An 18,869-nucleotide genomic window follows, 5' to 3' on the forward strand; every position below is an offset into this window, starting at 1 on the left:
GGCCCGCGCGCACCAGCAGGGCCTAAAGGGGATTCCGGGGCACCGATAGCCATGACATCCATCACGACTTCGGCGATCGACACGCCTCAACGGCGCTCGGTCGAACGCACTTGCGACGATCTCGCCATGCTGGTGCTGGCTGTCGTGGCCGTCATTGCAGGCTTGACCTTCCGCGACTACGGCCTCGGCTGGGACGACTACACCCACGCTGAATATGCCGACCTGTTGCTGCGCATGTTCGGTTCCGGCTTCAAGGACACCGCGGCGCTCTCCTTCGCCAATCTCTACATGTATGGCGGCGGCTTCGACATGGTCGCGGCCCTGCTCCACAAAGTCATTCCGCTCGAATTGTTCGAAACGCGCCGTCTGGTCGGCGCCATCGTCGGCGTGATCGGGCTCGCCGTGACCTGGCGACTCGGCCGCCGCATCGGCGGACCGCTCGCAGGCCTCGCGGCGCTGCTCCTGCTTGCGCTCTGCCCAATTTTCTACGGCCACATGTTCATGAACCCGAAGGATGCGCCCTTCGCGGTGGCCATGATCATCCTGATGCTCGGCCTCGTCCGCCTCGCCGAGGAATATCCGCAGCCGTCGCCGCGCACGGTTCTGATCGTTGGCCTGGGCTCCGGCCTCTCGCTCGGCTGCCGCGTTCTCGGTGGGCTCGCGCTGGTCTACGCCGTGCTCGGCTTCATCCCGCTGTTGCTGGAGGAACTCCGCACTGAAGGTTTGCGCGAGTCCGTTCGCCGCTTCGCCCATGTCGTCTATGTGCTGCTGCCCGGCCTCGCGTTCGGCTATCTCGTGATGGGGTTGATCTGGCCCTGGTCGATCATGGAGCCCGGCAACCCCTTCGAGGCGCTGACCTACTTCTCGCATTTTTTCGAGAAGCCGTGGAAGGAGATGTTCGACGGCGCAATCGTGTCGGTGCCCGACATGCCGTGGTCCTATCTGCCGACGCTGTTCGCGCTGCAGCTGCCCGAGGTGATGCTGGTGCTGATGGCGGGCGCCGTGTTCAGCACGTTCGCCATGCTGCCGCGACGCGAGGTTCCGGCGCGGCGCAAAACCATCCTCTTGATGCTGACGCTGGCGGCGACCCTGCCGCTTGCGATCGCGATGGTGAAACGGCCGGCGCTGTACAACGGCATCCGCCATTTCGTGTTCGTGATTCCGCCGATGGCCGTGCTCGGCGGCGTCGCCTTCGCGTGGGCCATGGAGCGCCTGCGCGCCAATCACCGCACCTGGCAGCCGGTCGTGCTCGCGACCTTCTGCTTTGGCCTTGCGCTGTCGCTCGCCGAGATGATCCGGCTGCATCCCTATCAGTACACGCACTTCAACCACATTGCCGGCACCGTCCGCGGCGCCGACGACCGCTTCATGCTGGACTATTGGGGCCTCGCCTTGAAGCAGGCCTCCGACGAATTGCGCGAGCAGCTTGTCGAGCGGCAGGAAGTGCCGCCGACCAATCGCAAATGGAAGGTCGCGGTGTGCGGTCCGCAGCGCCCGGCGCAGGTCGCCCTCGGGCCCGACTTCACCATCGGCTGGGATTCCAACGCGGCCGATTTCGCCATGACGCTCGGCGAATTCTACTGCAAGGGCCTCACGGCGCCCGTGATGGTCGAGATCAAGCGCGACGACGTGGTGTTCGCCCGCGTCTACGACATCCGCGGCCGCAGCATCTCCAGCCTGCTGTCGATCCCGGCACCGTAGGATTCTTCTCCGCAGCCGCGGCCCGGTGGCTCCATGCGGGCGGCGCTTGACTGCCGCGCTTTGAGCGCCTTGCTGCCGGTCTCGCCCACGACTACGCTCCCTCTCTGCAACAACGATGTTCGGAGAGATCAGCCATGTCGCCAGCAGAAGCCCGCCTGAGGGAGGTGCCCTCCAACATGACCGAGGCGGAGTGGCAGCAACGGGTCAATCTCGCCGCCTGCTATCGCCTTGTCGCGCTGTACGGCTGGGACGATCTGGTCGACACCCACATCTCCGCCCGCGTGCCCGGCCCCGAGCATCATTTCCTCATCAACCCCTACGGGCTGATGTTCGACGAGATCACCGCCTCGAGCCTGGTCAAGGTCGACCTGCACGGCAACCAGCTCTCCGAGAGCGAATACAGCATCAACCCGGCGGGCTTCACCATCCATTCGGCGATCCACGAGGTGCGCGAGGATGCGATCTGCGTGCTGCATCTCCACACGCTCGACGGCACCGCGGTGTCGAGCAGCGCCGAAGGCCTGTTGCCGCTGAACCAGACCGCCCAGCTCGTCACCCACGACCTCGCCTATCACGATTATGAAGGCATCGCGCTTGACCACGACGAGCGGCCGCGGCTCCAGAAGGATCTCGGCGACCACAATCACATGCTGCTGCGCAATCACGGCACCCTGACAGTCGGCCGCTCGGTCGCCTCCGCGTTCGAGCGCATGTACCACCTCGAGCGCGCCTGCTCGATGCAGGTGCGCACGCGCGCACTCGGCACGCCGGTCTATCCGGTCGAGGAGATTGCGATCGAGAAGAACACCGAGCTGCTCGCCAACCGCGATCGCGCCGAGCTGCGCGCCACCAACCTCGTGTGGCCGCCGCTGCTGCGCAAGCTCGACCGCGTCAATCCCGGTTATCGGGCTTGAAATTTTCACTGATTTGAGGTAGCGTCTTCGTCGAACTACCTCTGCACGTTTTGGAATGAAACGCCGCCCAATTCCGGGCGGCGTTTTTGTTCTGGGAGGTAGCGGTCGCCGCACCCGTCCTTGCGAAGAGCCCTTGCGACGAAGCAATCCAGACTGTTTCCGCGGAGGGATTTCTGGATTGCTTCGCGGAGCCTGTCATCGGGCCGCGCGATGCGCGGACCCGGTGGCTCGCAATGACGAGGATAGAGCTTTGGGGGTCTCACTTCACTTCAGCCAGCGCCGCGAGAATCCTTGCCCAGGAGCGGATGCCCTTCTGGAAGCTTCGCAGGTCGTACTTCTCGTTCGGCGAGTGGATGTTGTCGTCGTCGAGGCCGAAGCCGACCAGCAGCGAATCGAGGCCAAGCGTGCGCTTGAAGTCGGCGACGATCGGGATCGAGGCGCCCGAGCCCATCAGCACGGTCTCCTTGCCCCATTCCTCGCTGAGCGCCTTGCTGGCGGCGGCGAGCGGCTTCATGTTCCAGTCGAGTGCGACGGCGGGCGCGGCGGAATGGTCGCCGAACTCGACCTTGCAGTCGCCCGGAAGCCGTGCCGTGACGTAATCGCGGAACGCCTTGCGAATCTTTTGCGGATCCTGCCCTTCGACCAGGCGGAACGAGACCTTCGCCGAGGCGTGTGAGGGGATCACCGTCTTGGAGCCCTCGCCGATATAGCCGCCCCAGATGCCGTTGACGTCGCAGGTCGGGCGGGACGAGGCCTGCTCGATCAGGAGGCGGCCCTTCTCGCCGGCCGGGATCGACAGGCCGATCGGCTTGAGAAACATCTCAGGCGTCAGATTGAGCTTCTTCCATTGCTCGAGGATGTCGGGCGGCAGGTCCTTCACGCCATCATAGAAGCCGGGAATGGTGATGCGGTTGTCATCGTCGAACAGACCGCCGAGAATTTTCGTCAGCACCCGGATCGGATTCATCGCAGTGCCGCCGAACACGCCGGAATGCAGGTCGCGATTGGCGGCAGTGATCTTCAGCTCTTCATAGAGCAGGCCGCGCAGCGAGGTCGTGATCGCCGGCGTGTTGCGGTCCCACATCCCGGTGTCGCAGACCAGGACGTAGTCGGCCTTGAACTCGTCCTTGTTGGCCTCGATGAAGGGGACAAAATTCTTCGAGCCGACCTCCTCCTCGCCCTCGATCAGGAAGGTGATGTCGATGGGCAGCGAGCCGGTCACCTTCTTCCAGGCGCGGCAGGCCTCGACGAAGGTCATCACCTGCCCCTTGTCGTCCTCGGCACCGCGCGCGACGATGATCTTGCGGCCGTCCGCGTGATCGGTCACGACGGGCTCAAACGGCGGACGGTGCCAGAGATCGAGCGGATCGACCGGCTGCACATCGTAATGGCCGTAAAAGATCACGTGCGGCCGCCCGCCGGCGCTGGTCTTGCCGACGATCGCCGGATGGCCCGCGGTCGGCCGCACCTCGGTGGCGACGCCGAGGCTCGCGATGTCCTTGGCGAGATGGTCCGCTGCCGCCTTGCAATCCCCGGCAAAGGCCGGATCCGCGGAAATCGACTTGATCCGCAACAGCGCGAACAGGCGCTCCAGGCTGTTGTCGAAGTCCTTGTCGATGTGATCGAGCACGGATTGAAGCTGCGCATTGGCCATGGTGGTGGGTCCTGATTGCTGGATCTCGGTAGTCCTCGGCTTTTAGCGCCGTCACCGCGCCGGTGCCAGCCACGACACGGCACAGCAAGCCTGCCCACGGCGAGCGGCTCGAAAGATGGCCACAACCGAGCAGCTTACCTCCGCAGCAATCCGCCGAGCGCGCCGCGGACCAGCGTGCGGCCGATCGAGCCGCCGAGTTGGCCACCGACCGACTTGCCGATATTGGCCGCCATCCCGCCGATCACCTGGTTGGTGACCGAACGCGTCACGTCCCGTGCGATGATCTGGCCGGTCGACAGGCGGCCCCGCTTGACGTTGGTGCCGAAGATGGTTCCGACGATCGAGCCGATCTGGCCGAGAATGCCGCCGCTTTCGCCGGCCGGAGCGTCGGCCGTGGCCGCGGTGCCGGCAATGCGCTTCTGAAGCATCTCGTAGGCGGATTCGGCATCGACGGCGGTGTCGTATTTGCCCTTCACCGGGCTTGCATCCATGATCGCCTTGCGCTCTTCCGGCGTAATCGGCCCGATCCGGGCCGATGGCGGCCGGATCATCACCCGCTCGACCATCGCCGGCGTGCCATTGCCCTCGAGGAAGGACACGAGCGCCTCGCCCTTGCCGAGCTCCGTGATCACCTTGGCGGTGTCGAGCTTCGGGTTGGGGCGGAAGGTCTGGGCTGCGGCCGCAACCGCCTTCTGGTCGCGCGGGGTGAAGGCGCGGAGCGCATGCTGCACCCGGTTACCCAACTGTCCGAGCACGCGATCGGGTACGTCGATCGGGTTCTGCGTCACGAAGTAGACGCCCACCCCCTTGGAGCGGATCAGGCGCACGACCTGCTCGATCTTGTCCATCAGCGCCTTTGGCGCGTCGTTGAACAGCAGATGCGCCTCGTCGAAGAAGAACACCAGCTTCGGCTTGGGCAGATCGCCGGCCTCGGGCAGCTCCTCGAACAGCTCCGACAGCATCCACAGCAGGAACGTCGCATAGAGCCGCGGGCTCTGCAGCAGCTTGTCGGCCACGAGGATATTGACCATGCCGCGGCCGTCGCGGTCGGTCTTCATGAAGTCCTTCAGCGCCAGCGCCGGCTCGCCGAAGAACTTGGTGCCGCCCTGGTTCTCCAGCACCAGGAGCTGGCGCTGGATGGTGCCGACGGTGGCCTTGGTGACATTGCCGAAGCCCTGCGCGGCCTTGCGGATGGCTGCGAGTGGATCCTCCTCCGCGTCCGCTCCCTTCTTGCCGCTCTCGGGCACGATGGCATCGAGCAACGCGCGCAGATCCTTCATGTCGATCAGGGTCAGGCCGGCGTCGTCGGCGACGCGGAAGGCGACGTTGAGCACGCCTTCCTGCACGTCATTGAGGTCGAGCATGCGCGCCAGCAGCAGCGGTCCCATTTCCGTGACGGTCGCGCGCACCGGGTGGCCCTGCTCGCCGAACACGTCCCAGAACACCGTCGAGAACTGATCAGGCTGGAAATCAAGCCCCATCTCGGTTGCGCGCTTGACGATGAAGTCCTTGGGCACGCCGACCTCGGAGATGCCTGAAAGGTCGCCCTTGATGTCCGCCGCGAAGACCGGAACACCGGCGCGCGCAAATCCTTCCGCCATCACTTGCAGCGTCACGGTCTTGCCGGTTCCGGTTGCACCGGTGACGAGGCCGTGGCGATTGGCGAGCGCCAGCGTCAGCCATGCCTGCTCGTCTCCCTTGCCGACGAAGATCCTGTCGTCGGTATCGCCGAGCTTGCTGTCCTGTGCGGTCATTCTTCTCTCTGATCTTCCTGTCGGTTTCGCGTATCGAAACTCAAAGTATCAGTTCCGTAGTTTAATGCATGTCGCGCACCGATTAAATCCATTGAACAGGCGCCCGTCATGCGACATGGTCCGAAACAGACGGACGAGATCAGCCGAAAGTAGGGACAAGCTGTTCGCAACGCGGCAATTTTTCGCCGATTCCATCTCCGCTCTTGCACCGCTGCAACACTTTTCGCGCGTTCGAGGATGAATCGCGACAACGCCTGCGTTCATCGCTTGAATTTCACATCACACCGGCTCAAGATCATTTTCGAAAGAAATACTCCGGCATGCAAACCGGCTGAGGGGCGGGCATTATGGACGAACTGATCGGGCGGCTGGCGACAAACGCCAGCATAGATAGTGCTGTCGCTGAAAAAACCGTCGGCATCATCCTGGGCTTCCTCCGCAGCGAGGGTCCTTCCGACAGCGTGCAGGCCCTGATCGATCAGATCCCCGGAGCGGAAGCGGCAATCGAGGCGTCCAGGAGCGGCGGCGGATTGTCTCGGCTGATGGGCGGCGGCCTGATGGCGGTCGGCACGCGCCTGATGGGCCTCGGGCTCGGCATGTCCGAGATTCAAAACGTCGCCCGTGAACTTTTCCGCTACGGCCGAGACAAAATCGGAGCAGATCAGATGGGCAAGATCGTTGCGGGGACGCCGGGTCTCAGCCAGTTCGCCTGAAGCCTTGGCATTTCATATCGAGCACCATGACATATCCCATCTCCGAGATTGAGGGCCTGTCGGTCTTTGCCGCCAACAAGTTGAAGGCGCAGGGTATCCGCACCACCGACGCGCTGCTCGAGGCGGCCGGCACGGTGAAGGGCCGCAAGGCGCTTTCCGCCAAGACCGGCATCAGCGAGCAGCTGCTGCTGGAATGGGCCAATGTCTCCGACTACATGCGCATCCCCGGCATGGGCCGGGCCAAGGTCGGCCTGGTCCGCGCCGCCGGCGTCACCACCGTGCGCGAGCTCGCCTATCGAAATCCGGCAAGGCTCGCCCAGAGCATGCGCGACGCCAACGAGAAGAAGAAGCTGCTCCGTATCCTGCCCTCGGAGAAGTCGGTCGGCGACATCATCGCCAAGGCGAAGAAGCTGCCGCCGAAGATTACGTATTGATCCGGAGATACGGCAGGGCCGACAGGTCACCGCTACTTGCCAAGTCGTCCTTGCGAGCCAACGGCTCCGCGCGAAGCGCGGCCCGATGACAGGCTCCGCGCGAGCAATCCAGAATTTTTTGGCAGCGGCAATCTGGATTGCTTCGCTGCGCTCGCAATGGCGAAGTGCGGGCGAGAGCATGGCTCCCTCACCGGCAACTCAGCTTGTAGTTGGCCCAATCCTGCCTTGAATCCCCCATCCCCGCCCGCTAAAGCCACCTCCATGAACGCCTCGCCCCCCAAAACCGTCCCGCCGGCCGGCTCGGCCGGGCCTGATCTGCTGCGGACGCTGCTGCAGCGACCGATCCCGGCGGTGATGGGCGTGCTCAATGTGACACCGGATTCCTTCTCCGACGGTGGCGAGTTCATCGCGCCCGAGCAGGCGCTGGCGCGTGCACGGGCGATGATCGAGGCTGGCGTCGACATCATCGACATCGGCGCGGAATCCACCCGGCCCTACAAGGGCGCCCGGCCGGTCACGGCTGACGATGAGCTCGCCCGGCTGCAGCCGGTGCTGGCTGGCGTCGTGGCGCTCGGCGTGCCCGTCTCGATCGACAGCATGAAGGCCAAGGTGGTGGCCTTCGCGCTCGACCAGGGCGTGGCGATCGCCAACGACGTCTGGGGCCTGCAACGCGACCCCGCCATGGCGCCGCTGGTGGCCGAAAGAGGTGTCCCCGTCATCGTCATGCACAACCGCGACGATGCCGATCCCGCCATCGATATCATCACGGACATGAAGACGTTCTTCCTGCGCTCGCTGGACATCGCGGCAAAGGCCGGCATCGCGCGCGACCAGATTGTGCTCGACCCCGGCATCGGCTTCGGCAAGACCGCCGAGCAGAGCATGACGGCGCTGGCGCGCTTACGCGAATTCGAGATGTTCGGCCTGCCGATCCTGGTCGGCGCCTCGCGCAAGCGCTTCATCGCCTCGGTGTCGCCGTCGGAGCCGAAAGAGCGGCTCGCGGGCTCGCTCGCCGCGCATCTGATCGCCGCACAGCGCGGCGCAAGGATCATCCGGACCCATGACGTCGCCGAGACCTTGCAGGCGCTGCGGGTGGCGAATGCGATCGAGGGCAAGCAATGACCGATACGATCTTCGTCACCGGCCTATCGATCCATGCCCGTCACGGCGTGATGGATCACGAGACCGAGGTCGGCCAGCGCTTCGTCATCGACCTCGAGCTCTATACCGACCTGTCGGAGCCCTCGCGCAGCGACCGGCTCGCCGATACCGTGTCCTACGCCGACGTCGTGGCGACAACGACGGCGGCGTTCAAGAATACCAATTACAAGCTTTTGGAGCGCGCGGCCGGCGCGGTGGCCGACGCCATCCTGTCGCACTTCCCGCGCATCCGCGCCGTGAAGGTCACCGTGCACAAGCCGCACGCGCCGATCGCCGCGATCTTCGACGATGTCGGTATCGTGCTGACGCGCTCGCGGCACCTCTGATGGCGAGCGTCCTGATCGCGCTCGGCGGCAATGTCGGCGATGTCCGCGCGACGTTCAGGAAGGCGATCGCCCATATCTGTGGCATGGCGCAAGCCGCGTTGATCGCGCGCTCCGCTGACTACGCGACGCCACCCTGGGGCGACGAGGACCAAGCCGCCTTCATCAACGCCTGCATCGAGATCGAGACCGGCCTCGATCCGCACGCGTTGCTGTTCGTGCTGCAGAAGGTCGAGCAGAAGTTCGGCCGCACGCGGGACAAGGACCGGCGCTGGGGTCCGCGCACCCTCGATCTCGACATGATCGCCTATGACGATGTGTCCTTGCAGAAGCCGGACCTGACGCTGCCGCATCCGCGCCTGTTCGAGCGCGCCTTCGTGCTGGTGCCGCTGGCTGAAATCGCGCCCGACCGCGTGATCTCGGGCATTCGCGTGCGCGATGCCCTCGCCAGCGTCTCGACGCAAGGCATTGAGCGGCTTCCGGATACCGGTTAACCAAAAACGACCGTTTGCAGGGACGGTCCGCCGTGGCAAATTCGCCTGCGAATAACGATACGTTCGGGAGCCTCTCGCCGCATGACCTCCGTGACTGACGACCTGCCGCTGGCGGCGGATTTTCCAAAGGCAACGCTCGAGGACTGGCGCAAGCTGGTCGACGGCGTGCTCAAGGGCGCGCCGTTCGACAAGCTGGTCGGCAAGACCTATGACGGGATCAAGATCGATCCGCTCTATCCACGCGCCAAGGGTGTTGCGCCCGTGGTGGGGCGGTCTGCGGCGGCACCGTGGCAGATCATGCAGCGGATCGACCATCCCGATGCAGCGCTCGCGAACGCGCAGGCGCTGCAGGATCTGGAGAACGGTGCCACCGGGCTTGCGCTGGTGTTCGCCGGCGCCAATGGCGCGCGCGGCTTCGGCCTGGAACCGTCGGCCGACGCGGTCGCAAAGCTCCTGAACGACATTCACCTCGACGCCGGCATTGGCATCGAGCTCGAGATTGGACCGCAATCACGGATGGCCGCGATCCATGTCGCGGAATATGTAAAGGGCAAGGGCCTCGATCCAGCCGCCTGCAACATCCGCTTCGGCCTCGATCCGCTCGCGGCTGGCGCGGTGTGGGGACACAGCCCTTACACTTGGGAGGAGATCGCCCCCGCTATCACCGGCGCCATCAAGGGCCTCGCCGGGCTCGGCTTCAAGGGGCCGTTCGCCTCGGCCGACGGACGCGTGATCCACGATGCCGGCGGCTCCGAGGTGCAGGAGCTTGCCTTCGTGCTCGCCTGCGGCGTCGCTTACCTGCGCGCGATCGAAAGTGCCGGCATTCCGCTGGAAACCGCACAGGGCATGGTCTATGCACGGCTTGCCGCCGATGCGGACCAGTTCCTGACCATGGCCAAATTCCGCGCGCTGCGGCTGTTGTGGGCGCGTATCGAAACGGCGTGTGGGTTGACGCCAAAGCCGCTGTTCATCGCGGCCGACACGGCCTGGCGCATGCTGACGCAGCGCGACCCCTACGTGAACATGTTGCGCGCGACCATCGCGACATTCGCGGCCGGCCTTGCCGGCGCCAACGCGATCACGGTGCTGCCGCATACGCTGGCGCTCGGCCTGCCTGATCCGTTCGCGCGCCGCGTGGCGCGCAACACGCAGCTCCTGCTGCTCGAGGAAAGCAACCTCGCCAAGGTCAGCGATCCCGCCGCCGGCGCCGGCGGCATCGAGACGTTGACGGCGCAACTCTGCGAAGCCGCCTGGGCGCTGTTCCAGGAGAGCGAGAGAGCCGGCGGCGCCTTCGCCGCGCTTCAGCAGGGCCTGTTCCAGAGCAAGGTCGCGGCCGCACGCAAGGCGCGCGATGCCAACATCGCCAAACGCCGCGACGTGCTGACCGGCGCCAGCGAGTTTCCGAACTTGCATGAGAGCGAAGCCACCGTCCTGAAAGCGACGCCGGTCGCGCTGCCGCCCTACGGCGAGCAGAAATACAAGTTCGATGCGCTGCCGCCGATCCGGCTCGCGGAACCGTTCGAGGCGCTGCGCGACAAGTCGGATGCCGTGCTGAAGGCGCGCGGCGCGCGGCCAAAAGTGTTTCTCGCCAATCTCGGCACGCCCGCCGATTTCACGGCACGTGCGACCTTCGCCAAGAGCTTCTTCGAGGCTGGCGGCATTCAGGCCGTCGACAGCGAGGGCTTTGCCGATCCGGCCAAGCTCGCCGCCGCCTTCAAAGCCTCCGGCGCCGAGTTCGCCTGCCTTTGTTCCAGCGACAAGGTCTATGCGGAACACGCTGAAGCTGCAGCCAAGGCCCTGCAAAGCGCAGGCGGCCGACATATCTATCTGGCGGGCCGCCCGACGGATGCCGAGGCCGCGCTGCGGGCCGCCGGCGTCACGGGTTTTGTCTTCGCCGGAGGCGATGCGCTTGCCACGCTGCAAGACGCCTACCGACGGATGGAGCAGCCATGACCGACACCAGCAAACCCGTTCTGACCGGCGGCTGCCAATGCGGGGCGGTGCGCTTCGGCGTTACGACGGCGCCAAACAGGGTCTCGATCTGCCACTGCCGCATGTGCCAGAAGGCAGCCGGTGCGCCGTTCGCCTCCTTTGCCGACATCAACAAGACCGACTTCGCCTGGACCAGGGGACAGCCGTCGTTCTTCCGCTCCTCCACCATCGCCGAGCGCGGCTTCTGCTCTGCCTGTGGCACGCCGCTGAGCTTCGGCCGCATTGACGGCGACCGGATCGAGATCATGACCGGCACCTTCGACCACCCCGACCGGGTGATCCCGACCCGCCAGTTCGGCACCGAATCCCGCCTCGGCTGGGTGGTCGGCATCGCCAATCTGCCGAGCCAGACCACGCAGCAGAATTACGGACCGGAGAAGATGGCGACCATCGTCAGCCATCAGCATCCGGATCATGATTAAGGCGCCGAGGATATGGTTGAAGCCATGAGCCGCATTCCGAACTTTGCCGACATCGCTTTCGAGAGAACTGCCACCGCTGCAGCGGCCGGCAGCGCCGAGCCCTGGCTGACGCCGGAGGGCATTCTGGTGAAGCCCGCTTATGGCGAGGCCGATCTCGCCGGGCTCGATTTCCTCGAGACCTATCCGGGCATCGCGCCATACCTGCGCGGCCCCTACCCGACCATGTATGTCAACCAGCCCTGGACGGTCCGGCAATATGCCGGCTTCTCCACGGCGGAGGATTCCAACGCGTTCTACCGCCGCAACCTGGCTGCCGGACAGAAGGGCCTCTCGGTCGCCTTCGATCTCGCCACCCATCGCGGCTACGACTCGGATCATCCGCGCGTCGGCGGCGACGTCGGCATGGCCGGCGTTGCCATCGATTCCATCTACGACATGCGCACGCTGTTCGCGGGCATTCCGCTCGACCAGATGAGCGTGTCCATGACCATGAACGGCGCGGTGCTGCCGATCCTCGCGCTCTACGTCGCCGCCGCCGAGGAACAGGGCGTGCCGCCGGAGAAGCTGTCGGGCACCATTCAGAACGACATTCTGAAAGAGTTCATGGTGCGCAACACCTACATCTACCCGCCAGCGCCCTCGATGCGGATCATCTCGGACATCTTCGCCTACACCTCGCAAAAGATGCCGAAATACAATTCGATCTCGATCTCCGGCTATCACATGCAGGAAGCCGGCGCGACACAGGACCTCGAGCTCGCCTATACGCTCGCCGACGGCGTCGAATACTTACGCGCCGGCCTTGCCGCCGGCCTCGACGTCGACCGCTTCGCGCCGCGGCTGTCGTTCTTCTGGGCGATCGGCATGAACTTCTTCATGGAGGTCGCCAAGCTGCGCGCGGCGCGCCTACTCTGGGCGAAGCTGCTGAAACCCTTCAACCCGAAGGACCCGCGCTCGCTGTCGCTGCGCACGCACAGCCAGACCTCGGGCTGGTCGCTGACCGCGCAGGACGTCTTCAACAACGTGATGCGCACCACGGTCGAGGCGATGGCGGCGACGCAAGGCCATACCCAGTCGCTACACACCAACGCGCTCGATGAGGCCTTGGCGCTGCCGACCGACTTCTCGGCGCGCATCGCTCGCAACACCCAGCTGTTCCTGCAGCAGGAGAGCGGCACCACCCGCATCATCGATCCCTGGGGCGGCTCGTATTACGTCGAACGGCTCACGCGCGACCTCGCCGCCAAGGCCTGGGGCCACATCCAGGAGATCGAGGAGCTCGGCGGCATGGCCAAGGCCATCGAGGCCGGCGTGCCCAAGCTGCGCATCGAGGAAGCTTCGGCCAAGACCCAGGCGCGCATCGATGCCGGCAAGCAGGCGGTGATCGGCGTCAACAAGTATAAGCCGACCGACGAGGACAGAATCGAAATCCTGAAGGTCGACAACACCAATGTCCGGCGGCTGCAGATCGACAAGCTGAAGCGGCTGAAATCGGAGCGCAACCAGAAGGACGTCGATGCTGCGCTCGCCGCGCTGACGCGCTCAGCCGGCGAAGGCAACGGCAATCTGCTCGCGCTTGCGATCGATGCCGCACGGGCCAAGGCGACCGTTGGTGAAATCTCTGACGCAATGGAGAAAGTGTTCGGCCGCCACCGTGCCGAGATCAAATCCATCACCGGCGTCTACAAGCGGGAGGCGTCCAGCATGGGCAACCAGGTTGAAAAGGTTCAGGCGCTGATCGACGCCTTCGAGGAGGCGGAAGGCCGCCGTCCGCGCATCCTGGTCGCCAAGATCGGCCAGGATGGTCACGACCGCGGCCAGAAGGTGATCGCCTCCGCCTTCGCCGACATCGGTTTCGACGTCGACATCGGACCGCTGTTCGCGACCGCCGACGAGGCTGCGCGGCAGGCGGTCGAGAACGACGTGCATATCCTCGGCGTCTCTTCGCTTGCCGCCGCTCACCTCACCGCCGTGCCGGAGCTGAAAGCCGCGCTGAAGAAGCAGGGCCGTGACGACATCATGATCATCGTCGGCGGCGTGGTGCCGCCGCAGGACTATGATGCGCTCTATGCGGCCGGCGCCGAAGCCATCTTCCCGCCGGGCACCGTGATTGCGGATGCGGCCGAGGAGCTGATCCGCAAGCTCAACGCCCGGCTCGGCCATAGCGAGGCGGCGGAGTAGATGATAGACTGGCCGTAACCGGCCAAGTGTGTCAATGACGCGAGACGAAATCATCGCGGCGATACGCGAGAATGCCGACGCCATCAGAGGCAAGGGCGTCTCGAAGCTTGCCATTCTTGGCTCGCGGGCCGGCGAAGATTACGGCAGCGACATCGACATTCTGCTCGAGATCGAGCCGGACACGTCTTTTTCACTGCTCAAGCTGATCGATGTCGAGAATATCATCGAAGGTGCGACCGGCTTGCAAACGCAGGCAACTGTGCGCCGCTCGACGTCTCCCCGCTTTGCGCCTCACAGCGCAGACGACATTGTCGAAATATTCTGACGCTCACGCAGGAGCACCATCCTTGAAATTCATCGCCGGTTTGAGCGTCGCCCTGGCGCTGAGCGCAACATACGCGTTTTCCGCCCTCGCCGCCGACCCCAAGCCCGACGCGGTGATCAAGACCAAGAGCATCGAGGCGCGCGTCCTGCTCGACGACAAGATCAAGGCGGATGCCGCACTGGCGGCGGATTGCCTCGCCGAGGGCAGAAAATGGCTCGACAAGAATGCCGCGGAAGCCGCCGCCGCGCGCAAGGCTGACCCGCAGCTCTCTGGGAACGGCGGCTGGGATTTCGAGCGCAAATATGAGATCCGCTCGGTCGTCGCCGATCGCTATGTCAGCATCCTGCGCAAGGACTACATGAACACGAACGGCGCACATCCCAATTCGGATGTGAACACGATCTTGTGGGACAAGGCCGAGAACAAGCGCATCTCGATTCGCCCGTTCTTCACCGAGACCGCCGACAAGGGGCCGACCCTGAAGGCGATGGTGAAGGCCATCATCGCCTCGCTCAAGGCCGAGAAGAAGAAGCGCGATGCCGGCGAGACCGCGACCGACGAGTGGTTCAAGAGCGTAGAGCCGAGCCTGCTCAAGATCGGCGCTGTGACGCTCGCCCCCTCGACCGAAGCAGGCAAGAGCTCCGGGCTCACCTTCCATTACCCGCCCTATGCGGTCGGCCCCTATGCCGAGGGCGAATACGTCGCTTTCGTCCCGTGGGACGCGCTGAAGCCGTATCTCACCGCAGAAGGCATCCGCATTTTCGGCGGCGCGCGGCCGAAGGGCGACGCGGACGAGCCCTGAACGATCCCTAACCCGATCGCGGACGAGCCCGCGCCAATGAATCCGTCCAATCGGGAATCCAGGACGCAAACAGCGCTCGCCAGCGGTCGGCGTCGGCAGGTTCGGTATCGAGGGCGACCGACCATTCGATGAGGGTACGGTTGCCCTCGGTGATCGGACGCAGATGCATGGTGCCTTGATAGCGCGTCGGCGCCGGCGTCAGGCTTCCATCGTCTTGCGGATATGGCAACGCTTCGAGGCCGGCATAAGTCAGCGTGTGCTGCCGGTCCGAGTGATCGACCAGGCGCTGGCGGATCCAGTTTCCGAGATAGCAAAAGCGTCTGATGGCGCCGACTTCATCGCCGCGCTTGTCGTCCTCGATCACGCTCTCGCTCACGCCGTCTATATAGGCGGGATAGTTGTTGAAATCGCGGATCAGCGACCAGACGTCGTCGAGCGGACGGTCCAGCACGGCACTGTAATAGGCTTGGGTCATCGAGGGCTTGCCTTTGGCTTTCGTTACCCGCTCAGGTTGGCGAGTTGCGCCGGCAAAACCCACCCGATCTCCGACTGCCGGTCCGATCGGCATGCTGTTTTCACACAACATGTCGATCTCTTGGTAGCGCTACCTTGCGGCGGCGCTGCAAAGCCGACTAGAATGTCGCTATTGACAAGAGCGCCCGGTGTCACGGGCGCCGCTGGGAGGCATTCAATGTCCAAGATTTCCCGCCGCACCTTCGCGGCTTCGACGGCCGCCGTCGCGGCATCCGCCGCTTTCGGGTTCAAGCCCGCACTCGCCCAAGCCTATCCGGCGCGTCCGGTCACCGTGATCGTGCCCTGGGGCGCGGGCGGCGGCACCGATGCGACTGCGCGTATCGTCGCGGCGCTCCTCGAAAAGGACCTCGGCCAGCCCTTCAACGTGGTCAACCGCACCGGCGGCTCCGGCGTGGTCGGCCATAGCGCGATCGCGACCGCGCAGCCCGACGGCTACACCATCGGCATGCTCACCGTCGAAATCTCGATGATGCACTGGCAGGGCCTCACCGACCTGACGCCGAAGAGCTACACGCCGCTAGCGCTGATGAACGAGGATCCTCCGGGCATCCAGGTCTCCTCCTCTTCGCCGTACAAGACGGTCAAGGAGCTCGCTGAAGCGATCAAGGCGGCGCCTCCCGGCAAGTTCAAGGCCTCGGGCACCGGCCAGGGCGGCATCTGGCATCTGGCGCTGGTGGGCTGGATGCAGGCGATGGGCCTGCCGGCCAATCAGGTTGCCTGGGTGCCGTCGAACGGCGCGGCGCCTGCGATGCAGGATCTCGCCGCCGGTGGCCTCGACCTCACCACCTGCTCGGTGCCGGAAGCGCGCGCCATCATCGAGGCGGGCAAGGCCAGGAGCCTCGCCATCATGGCGCCGGCGCGCAATCCGGTCTTCAAGGACGTGCCGACGCTGAAGGAGGCGATGGGCATCGACTATGCGACTGGCGCCTGGCGCGGCATCGGCGCGCCGAAAAATCTGCCGCCGGAGATCGCGTCCAAGCTCACCGCGGCGCTGAAGAAGGTCTACGACTCCGCGGAGTTCAAGGACTTCATGAGCAATCGCGGCTTCGGCACAGTGTGGGGCGATGCCGGCCAGTTCGCTGGCTTCATGGACAAGGGCGACGCCCAGATGGGCGAGGCGATGAAGGCGGCCGGCCTCAGCAAGGCGTGATTGTTCACCTCTCCTCGCGTGCGGCGAGGCTATCGCATATGAAGAAGAAGGCGGCGAGTAGCTCGCTTGCAGCCCATCCTTCGAGGCGCCCGCCTGCGGCGGGCCCTCAGGATGAGGTCGCGTTCTGCGGCGAGATATCAGACCCTCATGGTGAGGAGCCCGCGAAAGCGGGCGTCTCGAACCATGCAGGCCGAGCACCTTCTGCATATGCGTTAGCCCGGCCCACGCGGGGAGACGGAGCCCACCTCCCGGAATTCTGACAGGACTTCTCCCATGCGTCTTCCCGACTCCGTCACGGGATCGTTTCTCGTCGCACTCGGCGCGGCGGCCGCCTATGGCGGCTGGATTTTGCCGCCGGTACCCGGGCAACCGGTCGGCCCCAACGTGTTTCCGCTCGTGATCGGCACAGGGCTGGCGCTGTGCGGGCTCGCGATCGTGTTCGGGATCGGCCACTCCTTCGAGGAGGAGGAAGAGCTCGTCCCGCTGGAGGACAGCCAGGCGGCAGCCCCGCCGCCGCAAGGCAAGCTGTACGGATTGCGCGCCTTGTTGCCGCCCGCATTGCTGCTGTTCTACGTGTTTGCAGCCGACCGGCTCGGCTTCATCGTCACCGCGGCGATCATGGTCTACATCACCTCGACCGCGCTCGGGGCCAAATGGAAGCTGGCGCTGCCGCTCGCAGCGCTCTCGCCCTTCGCCATCCATCTCATCTTCGGCAAACTGCTCCGCGTGCCGCTGCCCGCCGGCCTGTTGCCGACGCCCTGGTGATAATCCCATGCTCAAGACCCTGATTGATGCCCTCGCGCTGATTTCCACCTGGGAGGTCATCATCGCGATGTTCGCGGCCTCCGTGTACGGCCTCGTGATCGGCTCCCTGCCGGGCCTCTCGGCGACGATGGCCACCGCCCTGCTCGTCCCCGTCACCTTCTACCTGTCGCCGATCGCGGCGATCGCGACCATCGTGGCGGCATCCTCGATGGCGATCTTCTCCGGCGATATTCCGGGCGCGCTGCTGCGCATCCCCGGCACGCCGGCTTCCGCCGCCTATGCGGACGAGGCCTATGCCATGACGCGCAAAGGCCAGGCGGAACTCGCATTAGGTGCCGGCGTGTGGTTCTCCGCGGTCGGCGGCATTGCCGGCGTGCTGTCGCTGATGATCCTGGCACCGCCGCTCGCCGAGATCGCATTGTCGTTCTCGACCTTCGAATATTTCTGGCTGGCGCTGCTCGGCCTGATGTGCGCCACGCTGGTGGCACGTTCCTCGCCGGTGAAGGCGATCGCCGGCATGTTCATCGGCCTGCTCGTCTCCTGCATCGGCATCGAGAATCCCGGCGGCGTCCCTCGCTTCACATTCGGCGTTACGGATCTGTTCGGCGGCATCGAGCCGATCCCGGCGCTGGTCGGCGTGTTCGCGGTGGCGCAGGTCATGCGGGCGATGCTGACGCCCGAGCCGCCGCCGCTGCCGCGGCGCAAGTTCGGAAGCATCATGGCCGGCCAGTGGAAGCTGACCAAGCTCTATCACTGGCAGATGACGCGCGGGAACATCGTCGGCATCATCATCGGCGTGCTGCCCGGCGCCGGCGCCGACATGGCCGCCTGGGTCTCCTATGCGATGTCGAAGCGCTTCTCCAAGGAGCCGGAAAAATTCGGCACCGGCCATGTCGAGGGCCTGGTCGAGGCCGGCGCCAGCAACAATGCCAGCATCGCCTCGGGCTGGGTACCCTCCCTGCTGTTCGGCATTCCCGGCGACACCATCGCCGCGATCGCGATCGGCGTGCTCTACATGAAGGGGCTCAATCCGGGCCCGACGCTGTTCACCGAGAAGGCGTCAAGCATGTACGCGATCTACCTGATGTTCATCATCGCGAACATCCTGATGATCCCGCTCGGTATCGCCATGATCCGGGTCGCCGCCTACATCCTGCTGGCGCCGCGATCCACCGTGATGCCGATCATCATGCTGTGCTGTGCGGTCGGCTCGTTCGCGATCGGCAACAACATGTTCGGCGTCATCACCGTCGCCGCCTTCGGCGTGATCGGCTATGTCATGGAGGCGAACGGCTATCCGGTCGCCGCGATGGTGCTCGGCATCGTCATGGGCACCATGGTCGAGCAGGCCTTCGTCACGTCGCTGATCAAGTCCGATGGCAGCATTTTGCCGTTCTTCGAACGCCCGGTCGCCGCCATCCTCGCCGCGATGGCGATCGGCGCGCTGCTGTGGCCGGTGATGGTCTGGCTCTGGCGCAAGGTGAAACAGCCGCAAGCCGCCGCGGCAACGGGCCGGTGATATCGGGCGGGCGGGCCTCGCCTGCCTCGCC

18 protein-coding genes are annotated in these 18,869 nt (G+C 65.1%); 15 read left to right on the forward strand and 3 right to left on the reverse strand.

Translation table 11 applies throughout. The features are described 5' to 3' along the window. Positions 1-51 precede the first annotated feature (51 nt). Positions 52-1,701: a glycosyltransferase family 39 protein gene (locus P6U31_RS24410; RefSeq protein ID WP_407184314.1), complete on the forward strand. Its 1,650-nt coding sequence runs from the start codon at positions 52-54 to the stop codon at positions 1,699-1,701. A 134-nt stretch (positions 1,702-1,835) separates the two neighbouring features. Further along, the gene (locus P6U31_RS24415) at positions 1,836-2,615 is read left to right on the forward strand and encodes a class II aldolase/adducin family protein (RefSeq protein ID WP_407184315.1); all 780 of its coding nucleotides are present in this window, start codon (positions 1,836-1,838) and stop codon (positions 2,613-2,615) included. Positions 2,616-2,874: 259 nt separating this feature from the next. On the opposite strand, the gene P6U31_RS24420 is transcribed toward P6U31_RS24415, so the two are convergent. Both P6U31_RS24420 and P6U31_RS24425 read right to left on the reverse strand, forming a co-directional pair. After that, positions 2,875-4,269: a M20/M25/M40 family metallo-hydrolase gene (locus P6U31_RS24420; protein ID WP_407184316.1), complete on the reverse strand. Its 1,395-nt coding sequence runs from the start codon at positions 4,267-4,269 to the stop codon at positions 2,875-2,877. Between the two features lie 134 nt (positions 4,270-4,403). After that, positions 4,404-6,023, reverse strand: coding sequence for a helicase HerA-like domain-containing protein (locus P6U31_RS24425; RefSeq protein ID WP_407184317.1), 1,620 nt, complete (start codon positions 6,021-6,023; stop codon positions 4,404-4,406). Positions 6,024-6,370: 347 nt separating this feature from the next. On the opposite strand from P6U31_RS24425, the gene P6U31_RS24430 reads away from it, so the two are divergent. The 10 genes from P6U31_RS24430 to P6U31_RS24475 all read left to right on the forward strand — a co-directional run bounded on the left by P6U31_RS24430 (position 6,371) and on the right by P6U31_RS24475 (position 14,870). Further along, on the forward strand, positions 6,371-6,736 hold the full coding sequence (locus tag P6U31_RS24430; protein WP_407184318.1) for a DUF2267 domain-containing protein: 366 nt from the start codon (positions 6,371-6,373) through the stop codon (positions 6,734-6,736). Positions 6,737-6,762: 26 nt separating this feature from the next. Then, positions 6,763-7,170, forward strand: coding sequence for a DUF4332 domain-containing protein (locus P6U31_RS24435; RefSeq protein WP_407184319.1), 408 nt, complete (start codon positions 6,763-6,765; stop codon positions 7,168-7,170). Positions 7,171-7,431: 261 nt separating this feature from the next. Continuing rightward, positions 7,432-8,292, forward strand: coding sequence for a dihydropteroate synthase (gene folP, locus P6U31_RS24440; protein ID WP_407184320.1), 861 nt, complete (start codon positions 7,432-7,434; stop codon positions 8,290-8,292). Continuing rightward, positions 8,289-8,657: a dihydroneopterin aldolase gene (gene folB, locus P6U31_RS24445; protein WP_407184321.1), complete on the forward strand. Its 369-nt coding sequence runs from the start codon at positions 8,289-8,291 to the stop codon at positions 8,655-8,657. The genes folP and folB overlap by 4 nt, the downstream gene beginning before the upstream one ends. Beyond that, positions 8,657-9,148, forward strand: a complete 492-nt coding sequence (gene folK / locus P6U31_RS24450) for a 2-amino-4-hydroxy-6-hydroxymethyldihydropteridine diphosphokinase (RefSeq protein ID WP_407184322.1) — start codon at positions 8,657-8,659, stop codon at positions 9,146-9,148. Before folB ends, folK begins: the two co-directional genes overlap by 1 nt. A gap of 81 nt (positions 9,149-9,229) precedes the next feature. After that, a complete protein-coding gene (locus P6U31_RS24455; protein WP_407184323.1) occupies positions 9,230-11,101 on the forward strand; it encodes a methylmalonyl-CoA mutase family protein in 1,872 nt (623 codons plus the stop codon). After that, on the forward strand, positions 11,098-11,562 hold the full coding sequence (locus P6U31_RS24460; RefSeq protein WP_407184324.1) for a GFA family protein: 465 nt from the start codon (positions 11,098-11,100) through the stop codon (positions 11,560-11,562). Before P6U31_RS24455 ends, P6U31_RS24460 begins: the two co-directional genes overlap by 4 nt. A 24-nt stretch (positions 11,563-11,586) precedes the next feature. Then, the gene (scpA, locus tag P6U31_RS24465) at positions 11,587-13,743 is read left to right on the forward strand and encodes a methylmalonyl-CoA mutase (protein ID WP_407184325.1); all 2,157 of its coding nucleotides are present in this window, start codon (positions 11,587-11,589) and stop codon (positions 13,741-13,743) included. Positions 13,744-13,777: 34 nt separating this feature from the next. Further along, positions 13,778-14,068 (forward strand): nucleotidyltransferase family protein, encoded by a 291-nt coding sequence (locus tag P6U31_RS24470; RefSeq protein WP_407184326.1) that lies wholly within the window; start codon positions 13,778-13,780, stop codon positions 14,066-14,068. A 31-nt stretch (positions 14,069-14,099) separates the two neighbouring features. After that, positions 14,100-14,870 carry an RsiV family protein gene (locus P6U31_RS24475; RefSeq protein WP_407189936.1) on the forward strand — a complete coding sequence of 257 codons (771 nt, stop codon included), beginning with the start codon at positions 14,100-14,102 and terminating at the stop codon, positions 14,868-14,870. Positions 14,871-14,877: 7 nt separating this feature from the next. Here P6U31_RS24475 and P6U31_RS24480 read toward each other — a convergent pair whose 3' ends face one another. Next, entirely contained in the window at positions 14,878-15,345 is a 468-nt protein-coding gene (locus P6U31_RS24480; protein WP_407184327.1) for an SRPBCC family protein, read from the reverse strand. Positions 15,346-15,561: 216 nt separating this feature from the next. Here P6U31_RS24480 and P6U31_RS24485 point away from each other — a divergent pair, with 216 nt between their 5' ends. The 3 genes from P6U31_RS24485 to P6U31_RS24495 all read left to right on the forward strand — a co-directional run bounded on the left by P6U31_RS24485 (position 15,562) and on the right by P6U31_RS24495 (position 18,838). After that, positions 15,562-16,554, forward strand: coding sequence for a tripartite tricarboxylate transporter substrate binding protein (locus P6U31_RS24485; protein WP_407184328.1), 993 nt, complete (start codon positions 15,562-15,564; stop codon positions 16,552-16,554). A 273-nt stretch (positions 16,555-16,827) separates the two neighbouring features. Continuing rightward, positions 16,828-17,319 (forward strand): tripartite tricarboxylate transporter TctB family protein, encoded by a 492-nt coding sequence (locus P6U31_RS24490; RefSeq protein ID WP_407184329.1) that lies wholly within the window; start codon positions 16,828-16,830, stop codon positions 17,317-17,319. Between the two features lie 7 nt (positions 17,320-17,326). Continuing rightward, positions 17,327-18,838, forward strand: a complete 1,512-nt coding sequence (locus P6U31_RS24495) for a tripartite tricarboxylate transporter permease (protein ID WP_407184330.1) — start codon at positions 17,327-17,329, stop codon at positions 18,836-18,838. Positions 18,839-18,869: the final 31 nt, after the last annotated feature.

Source organism: Bradyrhizobium centrosematis (genome assembly GCF_045571495.1).
GTDB lineage: Bacteria > Pseudomonadota > Alphaproteobacteria > Rhizobiales > Xanthobacteraceae > Bradyrhizobium > Bradyrhizobium centrosematis.